Below are 19,127 nucleotides of genomic sequence, written 5' to 3'. Positions count from 1 at the left end.
ATAGTATTAGGAGAATGCTATGTATATGTAAGGAGCGATTATGAAGTTAGCAATTATCGATATTGGCTCTAATTCAGTACGTTTATTATTGGCTACCTATGAGAATAACGAGTGGCGTTATGAGTCTAAGCAGTTGTGGACTACCCGCTTAGGTCAACGAAATACAGATGGTACCTTGCGAGCTGAATCCATGGAAGCATCCTATCAGGCCTTTACGGATATAAAAAAAATAGCAAATGAATACGGTGCTGACTATTACTTTGGTTTTGCTACGAGTGCTGTTCGTGAAGCGGCTAATGGACTTGCATTTATGGAACGTATTAATAAATACTGTCCTATGAAATGGCGAATTTTATCTGGTGATGAAGAGGCTATGTATGGCTTTTATGGCGCTTTAGGAAATCAATTAGAGGATGGACGTCATTACACGACTATCGATATTGGTGGAGGTAGTACAGAGCTTGCATTAGGTAACAAAAATGGAGTGTACTGGAGTCGTTCTTATCCTGTGGGAGCAGTACGCCTTCAATCTATATCTGATGAAGGGCCTCAACGAGTGTGGGAGGAAACCCGTTTCCTTTGGGATCCGATGATGATTGAAGGTGAATTTGGTGAATTTATCGGTATTGGTGGCACCCTAACAACTTTGGCTGCTATTGATTTAGGCTTAGACCACTATGATGGTACAAAGGTGCAAGGTCATAAATTGAGCCGTGAAACTGTAGAAGGTATCATTATGAAACTGCGCTATATGAGTCGTGATGAGAGATTACAAGTGAAAGGTTTACCGGCAGGTCGTGCCGACATCATCGTTGCTGGTGCGGAGATTTTAACGTCCTTTATGGATTCTTATGAGGTCCCTCATGTATTTGTGAGCGATCAAGATGGTATGGAGGCGATGGCCCGTGAATGTGAAAGCGCTTATTCGAACCGTTAATCACACTTTAAAATTACATAATATATTTCCTGAGAATAGTCGTATCTTGGTAGCTTGTTCTGGTGGTCCTGATTCGATGGCTTTATTGCATTTATTGCAAGATATTGCCACACATCGTCACACGGCGTATGAGCTTGGAGTTGCTATTGTAGATCATTGTATTCGTTCTGAAAGCAAGGATGAGGTTCTATGGTTACGAAACCAAGTGGAAATACTAGGGCTGCCATTTTATACGGCTACCGTTGATGTGCCTAAATTGAGTGAAGAGCAAAAACTATCAGAGGAAACTATAGGTCGCCAAGTTCGATATCAATGGCTAACTGACATAGCACAGTCTGAGAGGTATGACTATATTGCAGTAGCTCATCATAAAGATGACCAAGCCGAGTCAATCTTAGCTCATCTCATTAGAGGGACTGGACTTAATGGTTTGACAGGCATGGCCGTTGTTAGTAATGATTATAGTATTCCAGTAGTAAGACCTCTGTTAGATGTCACAAAAGAAGAACTACTTTTATATTTGAAAGAAAAAGATATTTCTTACTGTGTAGATAGGACAAATGAGGATGTGCGATATCAAAGAAATAGAATTCGTCATCGCATTATACCTGAGTTAGAAACTATTAATCCTAACGTTGTTAATGCCATTGTAAGACTAGGGAATTCTGTATGCGAAGACGTTTCTCTTATTTCTAATTTAACGGATATGGTGTTTGATGAGTTAGTAACTATCTCTGATGAGGGCACGTCTATATCTCGTAGAGGGTTACGTAAGAAGCCGTTGGCTATACAACGTCGATTGTGGCAAAGACTGGTGAGCATCCTTGATCCTGAAATCAAGCTTACCACTGCTCATCAAGAGCAATTACTCGACATTGTTAACACTGGGGAAGAGAAAACTTTCAATATAAAAAGTATAAAAGTAAGTGCTCAATGTGATACAATAAAGGTATATTGCAAACATTAATATGAATCGCGGAGGTCATATAGATGCATCAAGATGCAAAAGATATTTTATATACAGAGGAACAATTAAAGGCACGTGTGGCTGAATTAGGTCGTCAAATCAGTGCTGACTATAAAGGGGAATCCGTAGTTCTTGTAGGGGTATTGAAAGGTGCTATCGTTTTCTTTACAGATTTAGCTCGCTCTATCGACGAGAATGTGGATGTGAGTTTCGATTTTATTTCTTGCTCTAGCTATGGCAGCGGTACAACTAGTACAGGGGTAGTGCGAATTTTAAAAGATTTGGACCGCTCTGTAGAGGAGAAGCATGTACTCGTTGTAGAAGATATTGTAGATACTGGCACGACATTACATTACTTGCTAGAAAATTTACATGCTCGTGGAGCTAAAAGTGTTCGCCTTGCAGCGTTGTTGAATAAACCTGAGCGCCGTAAAATGGCTGTAGAAGTAGACTATGTAGGCTTTGTCATTCCTGATTATTTTGTTATCGGGTATGGTTTAGACTATGCAGAAAAATATCGGCACTTACCTTATATAGGTATTTTAAAGGAAGAAATGTATCAAAGTTAAAAATATGATATAATATATGAGTGCATCTCTCAACGAGATGTACTCAATTCGTTTATACCACTAAACTATTATTGAAAGGGGTAATATTTTGGGTCGATTTACTAAAAATATCGTCCTTTATTTACTTATCATTGCCGCTTTCGTTATCGCCATTGACGCTTTCTCTGGTCAAAGTGCGAATAAATCTGAACTCAGTTATACAGGATTTATTCAACAAGTACAACAGAAAAAGGTTGAGTCCGTAACGATTACCAATGATCATGGTATTAAAGGTAAACTAAAAAATGGAACAGAATTCAATTCTTATGCGCCAACTGATGAAACGTTAATCAAAACTTTACAAGATAATGGTGTAGAAATTACTGCAGCTCCACCTGAGCAACCAGCTTGGTGGATGAGCTTGTTAGGTTCTGCTATTCCAATTATCATTTTGGTAGTATTGTTCTTCTTCATCATGCAACAAACGCAAGGTGGCGGGGGCCGCGTGATGAACTTTGGTAAAAGCCGTGCTAAATTGATGGGTGAAGGCAATGTAAAGGTTAGCTTTAAAGATGTAGCTGGCGCTGAAGAAGCAAAACAAGAATTAGAAGAAGTAGTAGAATTCTTGAAGGATCCAGGCAAGTTCACAACTATCGGAGCTAAAATTCCGAAAGGTGTATTATTAGCAGGACCTCCAGGTACAGGTAAAACATTACTTGCTAAAGCCGTTGCTGGTGAAGCAGGTGTACCATTCTTTACGATTTCTGGTTCTGACTTTGTAGAAATGTTTGTTGGTGTTGGTGCTTCTCGTGTGCGAGATCTTTTCACACAAGCGAAAAAGAACGCTCCTTGTATCATCTTTATCGATGAAATCGATGCGGTTGGTCGTCAACGTGGCGCCGGTCTTGGTGGCGGTCACGATGAACGTGAACAAACATTAAACCAATTGCTCGTTGAAATGGATGGTTTCGGTGCCAACGAAGGTATTATTACTATCGCTGCAACAAACCGCCCAGATATTCTAGATCCTGCACTTTTACGTCCAGGGCGTTTTGACCGTCAAGTTATCGTAGGTCGTCCAGACTTACGCGGTCGTGAAGCAATCTTGAAAGTTCATGCTCGTAATAAGCCTTTAGCTGATGACGTAGATTTGAAAACGATTGCTAAGAAAACTCCAGGCTTTACTGGTGCTGACTTGAATAACTTGTTAAACGAAGCAGCTCTTTTGGCAGCTCGTCTTAACAAAAAAGTAATTACTATGGCTGAAGTTGAAGAAGCCAGTGAAAAGGTTAGCATGGGTCCTGAGCGCCGTAGTCACATTGTGAGCGACAAAGATCGCAAGTTAACAGCGTACCATGAATCTGGTCATGCTATTGTGGCACATCTATTGCCTCATGCAGATCCTGTTCATAAGGTAACAATTATTCCTCGTGGTGCAGCTGGTGGCTACACTATGATGCTTCCAACGGAAGAACAAAACTACAAAACAAAATCTCAATTATTAGCAGATATTCGGGTGGCTCTTGGTGGTCGAATTGCAGAAGCCTTGATTTTAGATGAAATCAGTACAGGTGCTTCTGGAGACCTTCAAAGTGTAACTAATACTGCTCGTGCTATGGTAACTCGTTGGGGGATGAGTGATGAGCTTGGCCCTATCGTGTTCGGTGAACAACAAGAACAAATTTTCTTGGGGAAAAACCTAGGCCATGAGCGCAACTATAGTGAAGAAATCGCTGCGAAAATCGACTCCGAAATTCATCGTATCGTAGAAGAAGCTTACAAAGATGTAACAAAACTTCTTAGCGAGAACGAAAAATTCTTACATGACATGGCAAATGCTTTGTTAGAAGAAGAAACCATCGATGCGAAAGCGGTAGATAATCTTTACAAATATGGTACAACAAAAGACCCTGAAGCTGAGGAGCCTAAAGTAACTTCTGAAGCAGACGGTAGCATAGTACCAGAAGGTGTTGATGCTAAAGAAACAACTAGTACTGTAGCAGATTTTAGTGAAATATCATCTAATGATATTAAATAATGGATATTGTTCAAATGAAAAAGAGCTAGCCTTTTTGAGGGCTAGCTCTTTTTTACTGTCCATCGTTTATATGACGTGTGGCAAGAAGCTCTGTCATGCGCTGTTCTTTTAGTTTTTGCAAATATTTTTGTGCCAAAACATTTGGTATAGCTACACCGATTGCTATAGCTATAGTTGTAAATGTGCCAGTTACACCATTTTGTATCATAAGGATTAGACTAGCATCATTTAATGTATTGATATGTAACATATCGAAGAGAAATCGGTAGTACAGTATACCGGGCATTAATGCGATGGCAGATGGTACGATAATGATAGTGCTAGATGTTTTTAGCCAAGTAGAAACTTTTACAAAAATAATACTCATTATGGCAGCACCAATAAAGGTAGCACCTGGTGTAGAAAATCCTAATTCTACGGATAGTATATTGCGAATACATACACATAGTACCCCACCAATACCAATGGATACTAATAGTCTGACAGGAGCATTAAAAAGAACCGCAAAAGCGGCTGCAGCTGTAAAAGAACCGATAACTTGCTCTATGGAAATAACATGAGGTTTAATATCAACGAAATTAAATGCCGGTGCAGGGCTAAAATAGAGTGCCATGGCCATACCTAAAGTCATGCTACCCACGATGAGTAGCGTTCTAATGGCGCGTGTCATGCCCGATAAAATATGATTATTTATGATATCGATGACACAATTGATCAATGGTACCCCAGGAATCATGAACAAGGTGCAGCAAACGAGTACATATAGTAAGGATTCATTATTTACATGACTATAAAAAGCATAAGCCGATATCATGGCAGCAAATCCGCCTAATGCGATTCCTACATATTCATTAAGCCCTAATCTACCTGATAGGGTGCGCGTAAAATAACCAATACTAGAACATATGATAGTAACAATGAATGCGATAATATCGCCACTGTAAAGGTATGCAAGACCTGCCGATCCTAGTGCACAAGCTAGTCCTTTTATCCAGTTTGGATACGTCGGTATAGTTGTATCTAGTTTGGCAATTAGTCGTTCATAGGTTGTTAGTGAGTAATGTCGCTCAAAGGCGCGCCATGTGAGCTTTGATACGGCGTTAATCATAGCCATATTCGGAATGTGAACTGGTGTTTTTCTAAATACAGTTATGGATCGTTCTTTGTGTAATAGATTGACCATAATAGTGGTATAAGAGATATGGATATTTAAGTAATTGTGAGGTATTCCCATAAATGTTGCGGCTTTTAGCATTTCCTCAATGATTCGATTTGTATTTGCCCCACATTCCATTAGTAACTTCCCTATGTTGAGGAGCACATCTAGTTTTCGATGAATATGGATAAAAGGGTTTTCTAATACTTGATTTTTTTCTTCTAAGGTAAACTGTTTCATATATCTCTCCAGAGGATAATAGGCAGCATTATTGTTATCTATTCTTATATATATACCTTTATGCTATATACATTATACCATTAATTATTTTAAATAATCCTTGCATTTTGAAGGGGACACTTGTACAATCGAATTGTAAACCTAGGTTGACAAAGAAAGGGGCTCTAAACTATGCGTGATGAAGTGCTAGAATTCTTGAGACAAAACCAAGGTAGTTTCGTATCGGGACAAGATATGTCCGAAGCATGCCATGTTTCGCGCACAGCTATTTGGAAACATATCAAGGCGTTACGTCAAAAAGGCTACAAAATTGAATCTTATACCAAGAGAGGGTATCGATTATTGGAAGAACCTGATTTATTGAGCCCCTTGGCAATGAAGCAAATTCTAAAAACAGATATATTTGGTAAACGGTATGTCTATATGGATACCACGGAGTCCACAAACCTAGAAGCTCGTCGTTTAGCTCAACAAGGTGCAGAAGAAGGTACGGTTGTGGTTACCGAGGAACAGGCTGCTGGTCGTGGGCGCTTATCTCGTGGTTGGTATTCTCCATTTGGCAAGGGCTTGTGGTTTAGCTTGATTTTGCGTCCTGATTTTCCACCTGTAGAGGCTCCTAAGTGTACTTTGATGGCCGCCGTAGCTTTGACAAAGGCCTTTCATAAGATGGGGCTCACTGATGCGGGGATAAAGTGGCCTAATGATATCCTTGTGAATGGTCGTAAGCTGGTAGGTATTTTGACAGAAATGTCTGGTTCTATGGAAGAAATTTCTCATATTGTAATGGGCATTGGGGTCAACGTAAAAATAAAACAAGAAGAACTACCAGAAGAGTTAAAATTAATTGCGACATCTCTTGCGATGGAAGATATTGATATTGAGCGCACAGAAGCATTTAGACTTATATTAGAAGAATTAGAACATCAATACTATGAAGTGCTCGATAGTGGCTTTGACGAAACCCTTAATGAATGGCGTCAATTATCTGTTACTCTCGGTGAAGAAATTGAAGTGCGTGCTCCTGGCAATACCTATGAAGGGGTAGCTACAGATATTGATGAAGATGGTAATTTATTAGTAAGAATCCCGGATGGGACAATTAAACGTATTGTGGCAGGGGACGTATCAATTCGTTCGCGTAAATAGGAGGCATTAATGTTATTAGTAATTGATGTGGGAAACACCAATATTGTTCTCGGTGTATACGACAAGACAGAACTTGTGGGGCACTGGCGTATTTCCACAGATCGGGTCCGTACCACCGATGAATATGGCATGCTGATGATGAACTTATTCTTCCACGATCGTAAGGTTGATGTAAAAGATATTAATGCTATCATTATTTCCTCGGTTGTACCACCATTGATGCCTACATTAGAGCGCGTGTGTTTGCGCTACTTTAATGTAAATCCTCTTATTGTAGGTCCAGGCACTAAAACTGGCATCGCTATTAAGTATGATAATCCTCGTGAAGTAGGGGCTGATCGTATCGTAAATGCCGTAGCGGCACATGAACTTTATAAAGGTGATTTAATTATCATCGACTTTGGTACCGCTACTACTTATTGTGCGGTACAAGGTAATGGCGATTATGTGGGCGGAGTTATTACTCCAGGGGTAACAATTTCTGCAGAAGCTTTATTCCAACGGGCGGCCAAATTACCTCGTATCGATGTGAGAGACCCAGGACAAGTCATTTGCCGAAATACGGTGTCTTCTATGCAATCTGGTATGTTCTACGGTTATGTAGGTCAAGTAGAGGGACTCGTGTCTCGTATGAAAGCGGAAATGGGAGATCATGTAACTGTAGTGGCTACAGGTGGTTTGGCACAGCTTATTAGCAGTGCTACAGACTGCATTGACCATGTAGAACCAATGCTTACATTAGAAGGCTTACGCCTTATTTACGAAAGAAATAAATAATGCTACTATAATATAGTTACGTATATGTAACGAAGTAGTGTACATTCGGGTACAGCTTATGCTGTACCTTTTTTATTAAGGGAAATAGAATTATATGAATAATAAACTGTGGCAAATTGGGGCTGTCAAAATTGATGGTCAAGCCATATTAGCGCCTATGGCAGGGGTTAGCGATATTGCGTATCGACTATTGGCCAAAGAACATGGTGCAGCCTTGGTGTGTACCGAAATGGTCAGTGCTATGGGCATTAAATATAAGAATGAGCGTACTCATGAATTATTGCGCATTGAAGATGTAGAACGTCCTGTATCTATGCAAATTTTTGGCTCTGATCCAGAAGCAATCGCTTTGGGGGCTAAGGTTGTGGCCAATGCGGGCGCCGATATTGTAGATATAAACATGGGCTGTCCTGTAAAAAAGGTAGTTACCTCTGGCGATGGTTCAGCACTTATGAAAAATCCTGATCTAGCGGCGCGTGTTGCAGAAGCAGCTGTTGAGGCTGTCGATGTACCTGTTACTGTAAAAATGCGCATCGGTTGGGATAGTGACTCTATTAATGTAGTGGATTTTGCAAAGCGCATTGAGTCTACAGGTGTAGCTGCTATTGCCGTACATGGTCGTACAAAGGAGCAAATGTATAGTGGGCATGCGGATTGGTCTTATATTAAGGCTGTGAAAGAAGCTGTATCTGTACCTGTACTTGGCAATGGTGATATTGTGGAGCCTGAAGATGCTAAGCAAATGCTTGATGAAACAGGCTGTGACGCCGTAATGGTAGGTCGTGGGGCACAAGGAAATCCTTGGATATTTGGTCGCATTCACCACTATTTAGCTACTGGTGAAGTGTTACCAGGACCGACCGATATAGAGCGTCTAGATATGTTATTAAAGCATTTTGACTTGCTATGCCAATACAAGGGTGAAGGTATGGCCGTTAAGGAGATACGAACTCATGCGGGGTGGTATATGAAGGGATTACCAGAATCTGCATATTGGCGCAATCGCGTGAATACAATTCATACTGTAACGAGCTTTCACAATGAGCTAGAATCGTATCGTAAAATATTGTCCGAAGGTTAGTCAGATTGACAAATGAATAGTATTTTTATATAATGGTTGAGATAATTTAGAAACAAAAGATAAGGTGTCATCTTACTATGACACTTTTTCTTATTATTTATATGTAGAAAGAGTGGGGTACCCATGGCAGACGTAAAAGAAACATTACTTACCGCCGAAGGTTTAAAGAAGTTAGAAGAAGAATTAGCGTACTATAAATCTGTACGCCGTATTGAAGTATCTGAACGTATTAAAACTGCTATTGAATATGGCGATATCAGTGAAAACTCTGAATATGATGATGCAAAAAATGAACAAGCTTTTATTGAAGGTCATATTGTAGAGTTAGAGAATAAAATTAACACTGCGAAGATCATCGATGAATCTGTTAAAGGTGACGTTGTATCTGTAGGTAGTAAAGTTACTGTACTTGACACTATGTACAACGATGAATTGGAATATGTTATCGTTGGTTCCTCTGAAGCGGATCCATTTAACAATCGTATCTCTAATGAATCTCCTGTAGGTAAAGCTATTTTGGGTAAACGTAAGGGCGATGAAGTAGAGGTTTCTACACCAGATGGTCCTGTAACATTCAAAGTGTTAGCAATCCAATAATTTACAATTACCAACAAAGAGGCGATAACATGAGTGAAGAAATTAAAAATATACAAGAAGAGCTGAATGAGCAAATGCAAATTCGCCGCGATAAATTAGCCGAATATGAAGCTGATGGTATTTACCCATTTGGTCAACGTTTTGTCGTAAAAGATTACGCAAAAGACATTAAAGAAGACTTTTTCTTGAAATATGATGGTCAGCCTGTAGTTATTGCAGGTCGTTTGATGACAATCCGTTCCCATGGTAAAACGGCATTTGCGAATATTCGTGATAAATCTGGTGATATTCAAGTATACTTCCGTAAAGATGTTTTGGGCGAAGAGGCTTATAAATACGTTAAAATGCTTGATATAGGTGATATCATCGGTGTAGAAGGTCACGTATTTAAAACTCATACTGGTGAAGTTACCATTAAAGTTAACAAATTAACATTGTTATCTAAGTCTTTACGTCCATTACCAGAAAAATGGCATGGATTAAAGGATACAGAACTTCGTTACCGTCAACGTTATGTTGATTTGATTGTAAATCCTGAAGTACGTGATACATTTGTAAAACGCTCTCAAATCGTTGCTAAAATTCGTGAATACATGATGTGTGATGGCTTCATGGAAGTGGAAACACCGATGATGCATGCTATCCCTGGTGGTGCTGCTGCACGTCCATTCATCACTCACCATAATGCGCTTGATATCGATATTTATATGCGTATTGCACCAGAATTGTACCTAAAACGTTTAATCGTTGGTGGTATGGACCGCGTGTTCGAAATGAATCGTTGCTTCCGTAACGAAGGTATCGATAATCGGCATAATCCAGAATTTACTACTATTGAATCCTATCAAGCTTATGGCGATGTAGAGGATGCCATTCGCTTAACAGAAAATCTTGTGTCCTACTGTGCTCAAGAAGTACTTGGCACGCAAGAAATTACATACCAAGGTACAGAAATTAATTTGACTCCTCCTTGGAATCGTATCACAATGGCTGAAGGTGTAAAAAAATACACTGGTGAAGATTTTGCTGCAGTCACAACTGTAGAAGAAGCTCGTGCTATTGCTGATCGCTTAAATGTAGAATACACAGAAAATGATGGTATTGGTAAAATCTTAAATCTTTGCTTTGAAGATTATGTAGAAGAAAACTTGATTCAGCCAACTATCGTATATGGTCATCCGAAAGAGATTTCTCCACTTGCTAAAGCAAGTCGTGAAAATCCATTGGCTACAGAACGTTTTGAAGCCTTCATCTATGGTCGTGAATTGGCAAATGGCTTCTCCGAGTTAAATGATCCAATCGATCAAAAACAACGTTTCTTGGATCAATTAAAAGAACGTGAAGCGGGCGACGATGAAGCTCATCGTATGGATGAGGACTTCGTAACAGCTCTTGAGTACGGCTTGCCTCCAACAGCTGGTCTTGGTGTTGGTATCGACCGTCTTGTTATGTTCTTAACAGATTCTGCATCCATTCGCGATGTATTATTGTTCCCATTGATGAAACCAGAAGCTCCTAAGCATATTGAAGCTGAAGAAGAAGTAGCTGAATAATCTAAAACCAAAAAGCTCCCTATTCTTTGAGTAGGGAGCCTTTTTATTCTGCATATAATACGAATATTATGTTTTATGATTATTGTATTCTATGAATATTATATTTTATTCTACATATGATGTTGTAGTATATGTTGAGTATGATATTTTGTTACGAAAGGAGAAGACTGTGAAACATTTAAAGGTTGCTTTATCTGATTCCGTACAATCCAAAATTAAATCCATAGCGGGACGTAAATGTGTTGGTGTTTTTGAAACAGACTTTACAGATGTAGGTGGCATTGTTATCGGCGATGATGAGCTAGAGCTTGTGAATAATAATCAAATTAGCTCCTTTGGTATACCTGTTATTGTCCTAAGATTTGATGCATCTAAAGATATATCTCTTTATGAAAATCGTATCACGTCCATTATAGAGTTTTCATCTATGAGTATCGATGACTGTACATTAAAGATAGAGAAATTTGTAGCAAATTATGAAGACTCTATTTTACCACCATTTTTCAGAGCTTTATCTGATTATGTAGGAGATGAAAATTCACAGTTTGATTGTCCAGGCCATCAAGGGGGACAGTTCTTCTATAAACATCCTACAGGTCGTGCCTTTTACAATTTCTTTGGAGAGAATATATTTAGAGCAGACCTTTGCAATGCAGATGTAAAATTAGGAGATCTCTTAATTCATGAAGGCTATGCGTATGATGCTCAAGCACATGCAGCTAAGGTCTACAATGCGGATAAAACCTATTTTGTATTGAATGGTACATCTTCTGCGAATAAGGTAGTGCTTAATGCTCTTTTAACACCAGGGGACATTATTTTATATGATCGTAATAATCATAAATCTATCTGCCATGGTGGCCTCGTTATGTCTGGTGCTATGCCTATATATCTTGAAACAGCACGCAATCCCTTTGGCTCCATTGGTGGTATTTTAGATCATTGCTTTGATGAAAGTTATATACGTCAATTAGTGGCTGAAAAATCACCTGAAAAAGCAAATGCAAAGCATCCCATTCGATTAGCAGTTATTCAACTAGGAACCTATGATGGTACGATTTATAATGCGCGCCAAGTAGTAGATAAAATAGGCCATCTTTGTGATTATATTTTCTTTGATTCTGCTTGGGTCGGGTATGAACAGTTTATTCCTATGATGAAAGACTGTAGTCCGTTGTTGTTAGAACTAGGTCCGAATGATCCTGGAATTTTAGTAACTCAATCGGTACATAAGCAACAAGCTGGCTTTTCACAAACCTCTCAAATTCATAAAAAGGATAGCCATATAAAGGGACAAGACCAATATGTGAATCATAAACGTTTTAATAACTCTTTTATGATGCATGCGTCTACATCTCCATTTTATCCATTATTTGCATCTCTCGATGTAAATGCGAAAATCCATGAAGGTGAGTTAGGACAAACATTATGGCGTGAATGTGTTGAGGTAGCTATTGATGCTCGTAAAGCCGTATTGAAGCAATGTAAATATTTACGACCCTTAGTACCTCCAATCGTTCATGGTAAACCGTGGGAAGAGGGAAATACTCATGAGATGGCTTGTGATGTGAACTATTTTGCTTTTGAGCCAGAAGCCAAGTGGCATTCTTTTAAAGGCTATGGTGAAGGACAGTATTTCATTGATCCTTGTAAATTCCAATTGATTACACCAGGAATCAATGTGGAAACTGGAGAATATGAAGCGTTTGGCATCCCTGCGAATATTCTTGCTAATTACTTGCGGGAAAATCGAATTATCCCTGAAAAATGTGATTTAAATACAATCTTATTCCTGATGACACCAGCAGAATCTAAGAGTAAGATGGATGCACTTGTGGCAGAACTCATTCGATTCGAAGAACTCATAGATCGCGATGCACCGATGGAAGAGGTATTGCCATCGATTTACTATAGTCATATAGAGAAATATAAAGGCTATCGCATTCATCAGTTGTGCCAAGAAATGCATGACTTTTGTAAGTCTAGAAATGTGAGCCTTCTGCAACAGCGATTATTCTCTCGTGAATACTTCCCAGACTATGTGATGAGTCCACAAGAAGCTAACATTGAGTTCCAACGTAACAAAGGAGAATTAATCCCTTTATGTGAGGCAGAAGGGCGTATTGCCCTTGAAGGAGCTCTTCCGTATCCACCAGGTGTAATATGTGTGCAGCCAGGGGAGCGTTGGTCCAAGACTGCTTGTGACTATTTCTTAGCCTTAGAAGAAGGCATTAATCAACTGCCTGGTTTTGCACCAGAAATACAAGGTGTATATATTACTGAACAATCAGATGGCCATAAACAAGCCTATGGCTATGTATTAAAAAGAGAATATGAAATGTAAGTTTATGCGATTGAATACAAAGCTTATAGGAATTTACTAAAATAAGAAATCTATAGAAAATAGTTTTTTTAGATAGACTAAAAAATAATCTGATTTTTTTTAATAATTGTTGACAGTGTATAAAAATGATTTTATACTAAGCTTGTGAAATGTGTTAAATACATAGTATAAATGACAAAAAATCATTAATTGATGTTTATTTAGTTTTAATACCTATAAATAAGATAATGATATTAAATTTTATAGTAACATGACATTCCTTGTATAACCTTGACGTGATGGGTCAAGGCTTTCTAGCGTGAACCGAGATTTACGACTACAAGAGCTTACTTATGATGCTCTTGTAGTCGTTTTTTGTTTATCTAAATTTATTTATCTAAAAGTTTAGGAGGTAAGTGCGATGAGTTCAATGGAGTATGAAAGAGCTAATCAAGCTAATGGTTTTCTTGATCGATTTTTCAAGTTGACCAAACATGGAACATCAGTAAAAACTGAGTTCTTTGCAGGTATTACCATGTTTATTGCATCCGTGTATATACTGGCAGTAATACCAAATTTACTATCTGTATCAGGAATGCCTCATGCTAGTGCCGTAGCGGCTGTAATTTTAACAACTGCGTTTGCAACTATGCTTATTGGTTTAGTAGCCAATGTTCCCGTTATTGTAGCCCCTGGTCTTGGCCTTAGTGCGTTTTTTTCGTATACCATTTGTGGTGCTATGGGCCTTAGTTGGCAAACTGCACTCGGTGCCGTTTTTATTTCCGGTACAGTATTTGTTATTTTAACAGTTACCAAAGTTCTTAATAAAATTGTAGATGGTATTCCACAAGTACTGAAGACCTCTATTGGTGTAGGTATTGGTCTATTCGTTGCCTTCATTGGCTTTAAAAATGCTCACATTATCGTCCCTAATAATGCTACCTTTGTAACGTTAGGTAATATGCAAGATCCAGCAGTATTATTAACTTTGTTAGGCTTATTTATTACTAGTATTTTGCTAGCAAAACAAGTTAAAGGCGGTTTGCTCATTGGCATGGTGTTCACTACAATTGCAGCAATGGGGTTAGGTTTAACTAAGATGCCTGCTACAAGCGCGGATATCTTTAACTTGATACCACCGGTTCCGGTTGATACATTCGCTCAACTAGATGTAATGGATGCTATTAAATATGGTATCTTTTCTATTATTTTCTCTATTACCATTGTAGATATGTTTGATAATATCGGTACATTAATTGGTGTAACGAGAAAAGCTAACTTGGTAGATAAAAATGGTAAGTTCGAAGGTTTGAACAAAGCGTTGCTATGTACGTCTATTGGTGCCGCAGCAGGTGCTGTTGTAGGTACTTCTACAGTTACTTCTTATATTGAAAGTGCGGCAGCCGTTGCCGACGGTGGTCGTACAGGTCTTACGGCAGTAGTAACTGGTCTTTTATACTTGGTATCCTTGTTTTTTGCACCATTGTTCTTATTGGTACCAGTACAAGCGACCGCGCCTGTACTGATTACTATTGGCGTATTTATGATGAGTGAAGTAACGCATATTGATTTTACTGATTTCACAGAAGCGTTGCCAGCTTTTTTAACAATTCTTCTTATGCCATTAACATTTAGTATTGCTCAAGGTTTATCCTTTGGATTTGTTTCTTATACATTAATTAAATTAGCTACAGGTCGTCGTCACGAAATTCATCCTATTATGTACATCATGACTGTGGCGTTCATTATTCACTTTGCTATTTAAATAGCATATACTATGAATCATATAGCATAGTCTATTAAAGAAAAAATCTAGCGTATTATATGGGCGCAATACTTTAGAGTTCTGATTACGCGAGGAGGTTATATGAATTCGACACTTATTTTAAAAGGAAATATCTTATATACACCTGATCCATCGGCATTTGTATCCATTCAACAGGGTTATATTATTGCTGTAGACGGGGTGGTTGTTCATTGTGGTGAAAGTATTCCTACAGTTTATGCAGAATATGATGTTGTTGATTACGGAGATAATCTCATCATTCCTGGCTTTGTTGATACCCATGCACATGCACCACAATATTGTAATCGTGGCCTTGGCATGGATAAGGAACTTTTACCATGGCTTGAAACTTATACATTTCCTGAAGAGGCAAAGTTTAGTGATCCAGATTATGCTCGCATGGTATATGGTGCCTTTGTTCACGATTTATGGCGCAATGGTACGACGAGAAGTATTTTGTTTGGCACAATCCATAAAGACAGCACATTAGTGCTGATGGAGCTTTTACAAAAAGCAGGATTGTCAGCCTATGTAGGCAAGGTAAATATGGACCGAAACAGCCCAGAATTTCTTATAGAGGAAACGAAACAGTCTTTGCTCGATACAAAGGCTTGGTTAGATGAGGCAGCTCAGTTTGATCCTTTGGTTAAACCTATCATTACACCTCGCTTTGTACCATCTTGTACGAGTGAACTCATGACAGGACTTGCTAAATTAGCGAAAGAATACAATGTCCCTGTTCAATCTCATTTGTCGGAAAATCACGGCGAAATTGATTGGGTCGCATCATTACATCCTGGGTCGTCAAACTATACAGATGTGTACTATGAACATCATTTGATGGGCACTGTGCCAACTGTAATGGCTCATTGCATTCATTTGAGTGATGTAGAAATGGACCGCATGGCCGATACGCAGACTATGGTATCTCATTGTCCATATTCAAATGTAAATCTCTCTAGCGGAATTGCACCGATTCGTAAGTTGTTTGAACGGAATATACCAATTGGTTTAGGTTCCGACATTTCTGGTGGACATATTGTGTCGATGGCAAAGGTTCTTACCGAAGCCATTGGACTATCGAAAATGAAATGGGCTGAAGTAGATCAAAATTATGCACCTCTCACCTTGAGTGAAGCCTTCTATATGGCTACAAAGGGAGGGGGACAATTCTTTGGTCACGTTGGAAGCTTTGAAAATGGCTGTGAATTAGATGCTCTTATCATTGATGATACTTCATTATTCGATCCAAATGAACGTTCTTTGGAAGAACGATTAGAGCGGTGGTTATACGTAGGGGATGATCGTCATATCATTGAACGCTATGTGGCTGGTCGCGCAGTTCCGAGTCCAAAAGGATAAAGTTTATATTTTACAGAAAAGAATATCGATGTATTTAAAGCAGCTGGTTTGTATATCATTCAAACCAGCTGCTTTTTATTGTGTCTCATAGCTTGTGCTTGGAGCATAAGAAGAGTCTTTTAATATGAGTTTTATCCTTTTTTATAGCATTTTTTTTAATGCTCGTAATAGCAGTAATTTTGCTCATCAATTCACTTGGTGTATAATAAAAAAATGTACAAATTAAGAAAGTGGGGGTCTTAATGGATATATTAGGAGCAAGGCGCTCTATTGAACAAAAGCTACTAATGCAATCTGTTGCTTTGATGGCGCTAGTTGCGGTGAGCGGTACTGTAATGGGGATTGTGACAGGGTCTAGTGCAGTGTTGTTAGATGGGGTATTTTCTTTCGTTGATGTTGTTATTAAGATTATGATGCTTATGACAGCCAAGTTAGTTGCTAGAGAAACGAGTAAGCGATTCCAATTCGGTTTTTGGCAATTTGAACCTCTGGTGCTGGCCGTGGAAGGCTTTTTTATTCTTCTCATAGTAATTTATGCCTTATCTAGTGGGATTACAGATCTTTTGTCTGGTGGACGTCACGTAGACTTCGGACCAGCTATTTTCTATGCTATATTCTTTACTATTGCAGATACTGCTTACTATCTTTATGTACGTCGTATTAATAAAAGTTTACAGTCTAACTTGATTAAATTTGATAATGTAAGTTGGTATGTCGATGCTTTGTTAGAAGCGGCTATCTTGATTAGCTTCATTGTGGCTACTATGCTAGAAGGTACTGAATATGCTAGATGGGCTACTTATATTGACCCTATTGTATTAATTATTTTAGCAGTACAGATGGTACCGTCTGCATTTCGTATTATTGTGCCATCCATGAAACAAATATTGGGGTGGGCACCAACTTCATTGCATAATGAAGTGCAAGAAATTATGGATCGCTTTATGGAAAAGTATAATTTTAAAGATTATGTGACGAGTGTGCAAGTATACGGCAATACTCGAATTATTGAAATTGATATTTTAGTTCGTAAAAGCTTTCCCTATCAAACTATTGCTGAAATTGATGCTATTCGCAATGAAATTGACCAAGAAATCGGTGGTAACCCAACGGAAAAATGGGTAACCATTTCTTTTACAGGCACGCGCAAATGGATGGCAAAAGATTATTTGCTAGATGAAGAAGATGATGAATAATATAAATTATTAGTGTGAAGACTAGTATATAGCACATAATTTAATGATAAATGCACCAATATATGGTATACTTAAACGTATTGAATATATTGTGCGTAACATAGTTGGAAAATGAGGTTTATAGTATGTTAGATTTAAAATTTGTCCGTGAAAATATTGATTTAGTGCAACAAAATTTAGATAATCGTCATACAAAAGGCGATCTGAAAACCTTTGTATCCGCTTATGATGAACGTCGTCAATTGATTGGTCAAGTAGAAGAATTAAAAGCGCTTCGCAATTCCGTAACAGAAGAAATTAGCAAATTAAAACGCAATAAAGAAAATGCTGATGAAAAAATCGGAGAAATGAAAAAAGTAGGCGATGAGATTGCTGAGCTTGATAACCGTATTCGCGAAGTGGAAACAAAATTGCGTGATGTGGCATTGATGTTGCCGAATATGTGTGATGCATCTGTTCCTGTAGGTGCTGATGAAGATGAAAATGTGGAGCAACGTAAATGGGGCGAACCACGTCAATTTGATTTTGATATACAGGCTCATTGGGATTTAGGTGAAAGCCTCGATATCCTTGATTTTAACCGTGCAGGTAAAATGAGTGGAGCTCGCTTTACTGTGTATAAGGGGTTAGGTGCTCGCTTGGAACGCGCCCTTATCAACTTCATGGTAGATCTTCATGTAGACAAACATGGCTATACTGAAATGATGACTCCATATATGGTAACTCGTGAAACTTTGACGGGTACTGGGCAATTGCCTAAATTTGCTGAAGATATGTACCATGTAGAGGGTACGGAATATTTCTTGATTCCAACTGCTGAGGTTACATTGACTAATTATCACGGTGGCGAAATTTTGAGCGAAGAGGAATTGCCTAAATACTATACTGCATTCACCGCATGTTTCCGTGCTGAAGCAGGTTCCGCGGGGCGTGATACTCGTGGCCTTATTCGCCAACATCAATTTAACAAAGTTGAAATGGTTAAATTAGCTAAACCAGAAGATTCTTTCAAAGAATTAGAAACATTAACAGATAATGCAGAAGAAGTGTTACGTTTATTAGAATTGCCGTTCCGTGTTATCACTCTGTGCACAGGTGATATGGGCTTTGGTTCTGCTAAAACTTATGATGTAGAGGTGTGGATGCCTGCACAAGGTAAGTATCGAGAAATCTCTTCCTGCTCCAATATGACCGATTTCCAAGCTCGTCGTGCTAATATTAAATTCCGTCGTGGACCTAAAGAAAAACCGGAATTCGTTCATACATTAAATGGATCTGGCCTTGCAGTAGGTCGTACAGTAGCCGCTATCTTGGAAAACTATCAACAAGCTGATGGCTCCGTTGTAATTCCAAAAGTTCTCGTGCCATACATGGGTGGCGTTGAAGTGATTTCACCGGCTAAATAAGAGGGGGGCATTTT

The 19,127-nt window shown here is 38.7% G+C and carries 15 protein-coding genes and 1 riboswitch; of the genes, 14 read left to right on the top strand and 1 reads right to left on the bottom strand.

Annotated features, from left to right (window positions below):
* Nucleotides 1–40 precede the first annotated feature (40 nt).
* From Q7O55_RS03880 to ftsH, 4 genes are all read left to right on the top strand, one after another.
* Nucleotides 41–937, top strand: a complete 897-nt coding sequence (locus Q7O55_RS03880; protein WP_303928526.1) for a phosphatase — start codon at nt 41–43, stop codon at nt 935–937.
* Nucleotides 906–1,904 (top strand): tRNA lysidine(34) synthetase TilS, encoded by a 999-nt coding sequence (gene tilS / locus Q7O55_RS03875; protein ID WP_303928523.1) that lies wholly within the window; start codon nt 906–908, stop codon nt 1,902–1,904. Before Q7O55_RS03880 ends, tilS begins: the two co-directional genes overlap by 32 nt.
* 23 nt (nt 1,905–1,927) lie before the next feature.
* Entirely contained in the window at nt 1,928–2,473 is a 546-nt protein-coding gene (gene hpt / locus Q7O55_RS03870) for a hypoxanthine phosphoribosyltransferase (RefSeq protein WP_303928520.1), read from the top strand.
* An 88-nt stretch (nt 2,474–2,561) separates the two neighbouring features.
* Nucleotides 2,562–4,490, top strand: coding sequence for an ATP-dependent zinc metalloprotease FtsH (gene ftsH / locus Q7O55_RS03865; protein WP_303928518.1), 1,929 nt, complete (start codon nt 2,562–2,564; stop codon nt 4,488–4,490).
* A gap of 52 nt (nt 4,491–4,542) precedes the next feature.
* Here ftsH and Q7O55_RS03860 read toward each other — a convergent pair whose 3' ends face one another.
* A complete protein-coding gene (locus Q7O55_RS03860; protein WP_303928516.1) occupies nt 4,543–5,886 on the bottom strand; it encodes a threonine/serine exporter ThrE family protein in 1,344 nt (447 codons plus the stop codon).
* Between the two features lie 171 nt (nt 5,887–6,057).
* On the opposite strand from Q7O55_RS03860, the gene Q7O55_RS03855 reads away from it, so the two are divergent.
* From Q7O55_RS03855 to serS, 10 genes are all read left to right on the top strand, one after another.
* On the top strand, nt 6,058–7,032 hold the full coding sequence (locus Q7O55_RS03855; protein ID WP_303928513.1) for a biotin--[acetyl-CoA-carboxylase] ligase: 975 nt from the start codon (nt 6,058–6,060) through the stop codon (nt 7,030–7,032).
* Nucleotides 7,033–7,041: 9 nt separating this feature from the next.
* Complete coding sequence (locus tag Q7O55_RS03850; RefSeq protein ID WP_012864046.1) at nt 7,042–7,809, top strand: type III pantothenate kinase; 768 nt, start codon at nt 7,042–7,044, stop codon at nt 7,807–7,809.
* Between the two features lie 94 nt (nt 7,810–7,903).
* Nucleotides 7,904–8,890 carry a tRNA dihydrouridine synthase DusB gene (gene dusB, locus Q7O55_RS03845; RefSeq protein WP_303928509.1) on the top strand — a complete coding sequence of 329 codons (987 nt, stop codon included), beginning with the start codon at nt 7,904–7,906 and terminating at the stop codon, nt 8,888–8,890.
* Nucleotides 8,891–9,013: 123 nt separating this feature from the next.
* Nucleotides 9,014–9,487 (top strand): transcription elongation factor GreA, encoded by a 474-nt coding sequence (greA, locus tag Q7O55_RS03840; protein WP_004695428.1) that lies wholly within the window; start codon nt 9,014–9,016, stop codon nt 9,485–9,487.
* Nucleotides 9,488–9,516: 29 nt separating this feature from the next.
* Nucleotides 9,517–11,040: a lysine--tRNA ligase gene (gene lysS, locus Q7O55_RS03835; protein ID WP_303928505.1), complete on the top strand. Its 1,524-nt coding sequence runs from the start codon at nt 9,517–9,519 to the stop codon at nt 11,038–11,040.
* 169 nt (nt 11,041–11,209) lie between these two features.
* Complete coding sequence (gene speC, locus Q7O55_RS03830) at nt 11,210–13,384, top strand: ornithine decarboxylase (RefSeq protein ID WP_303928502.1); 2,175 nt, start codon at nt 11,210–11,212, stop codon at nt 13,382–13,384.
* A gap of 240 nt (nt 13,385–13,624) precedes the next feature.
* Nucleotides 13,625–13,723: riboswitch (purine riboswitch) on the top strand.
* A 61-nt stretch (nt 13,724–13,784) separates the two neighbouring features.
* Nucleotides 13,785–15,128, top strand: a complete 1,344-nt coding sequence (locus tag Q7O55_RS03825) for an NCS2 family permease (RefSeq protein ID WP_303928499.1) — start codon at nt 13,785–13,787, stop codon at nt 15,126–15,128.
* A gap of 102 nt (nt 15,129–15,230) precedes the next feature.
* Nucleotides 15,231–16,511 (top strand): guanine deaminase, encoded by a 1,281-nt coding sequence (gene guaD, locus Q7O55_RS03820; RefSeq protein ID WP_303928496.1) that lies wholly within the window; start codon nt 15,231–15,233, stop codon nt 16,509–16,511.
* A 242-nt stretch (nt 16,512–16,753) separates the two neighbouring features.
* Entirely contained in the window at nt 16,754–17,707 is a 954-nt protein-coding gene (locus Q7O55_RS03815) for a cation diffusion facilitator family transporter (protein WP_303928493.1), read from the top strand.
* 125 nt (nt 17,708–17,832) lie between these two features.
* Nucleotides 17,833–19,113, top strand: coding sequence for a serine--tRNA ligase (serS, locus tag Q7O55_RS03810; RefSeq protein ID WP_303928491.1), 1,281 nt, complete (start codon nt 17,833–17,835; stop codon nt 19,111–19,113).
* Nucleotides 19,114–19,127: the final 14 nt, after the last annotated feature.

It is taken from the genome of Veillonella parvula (genome assembly GCF_945949885.1).
Lineage (GTDB): Bacteria > Bacillota > Negativicutes > Veillonellales > Veillonellaceae > Veillonella > Veillonella parvula_B.
This window is presented reverse-complemented; position numbering and strand designations above follow the sequence as displayed.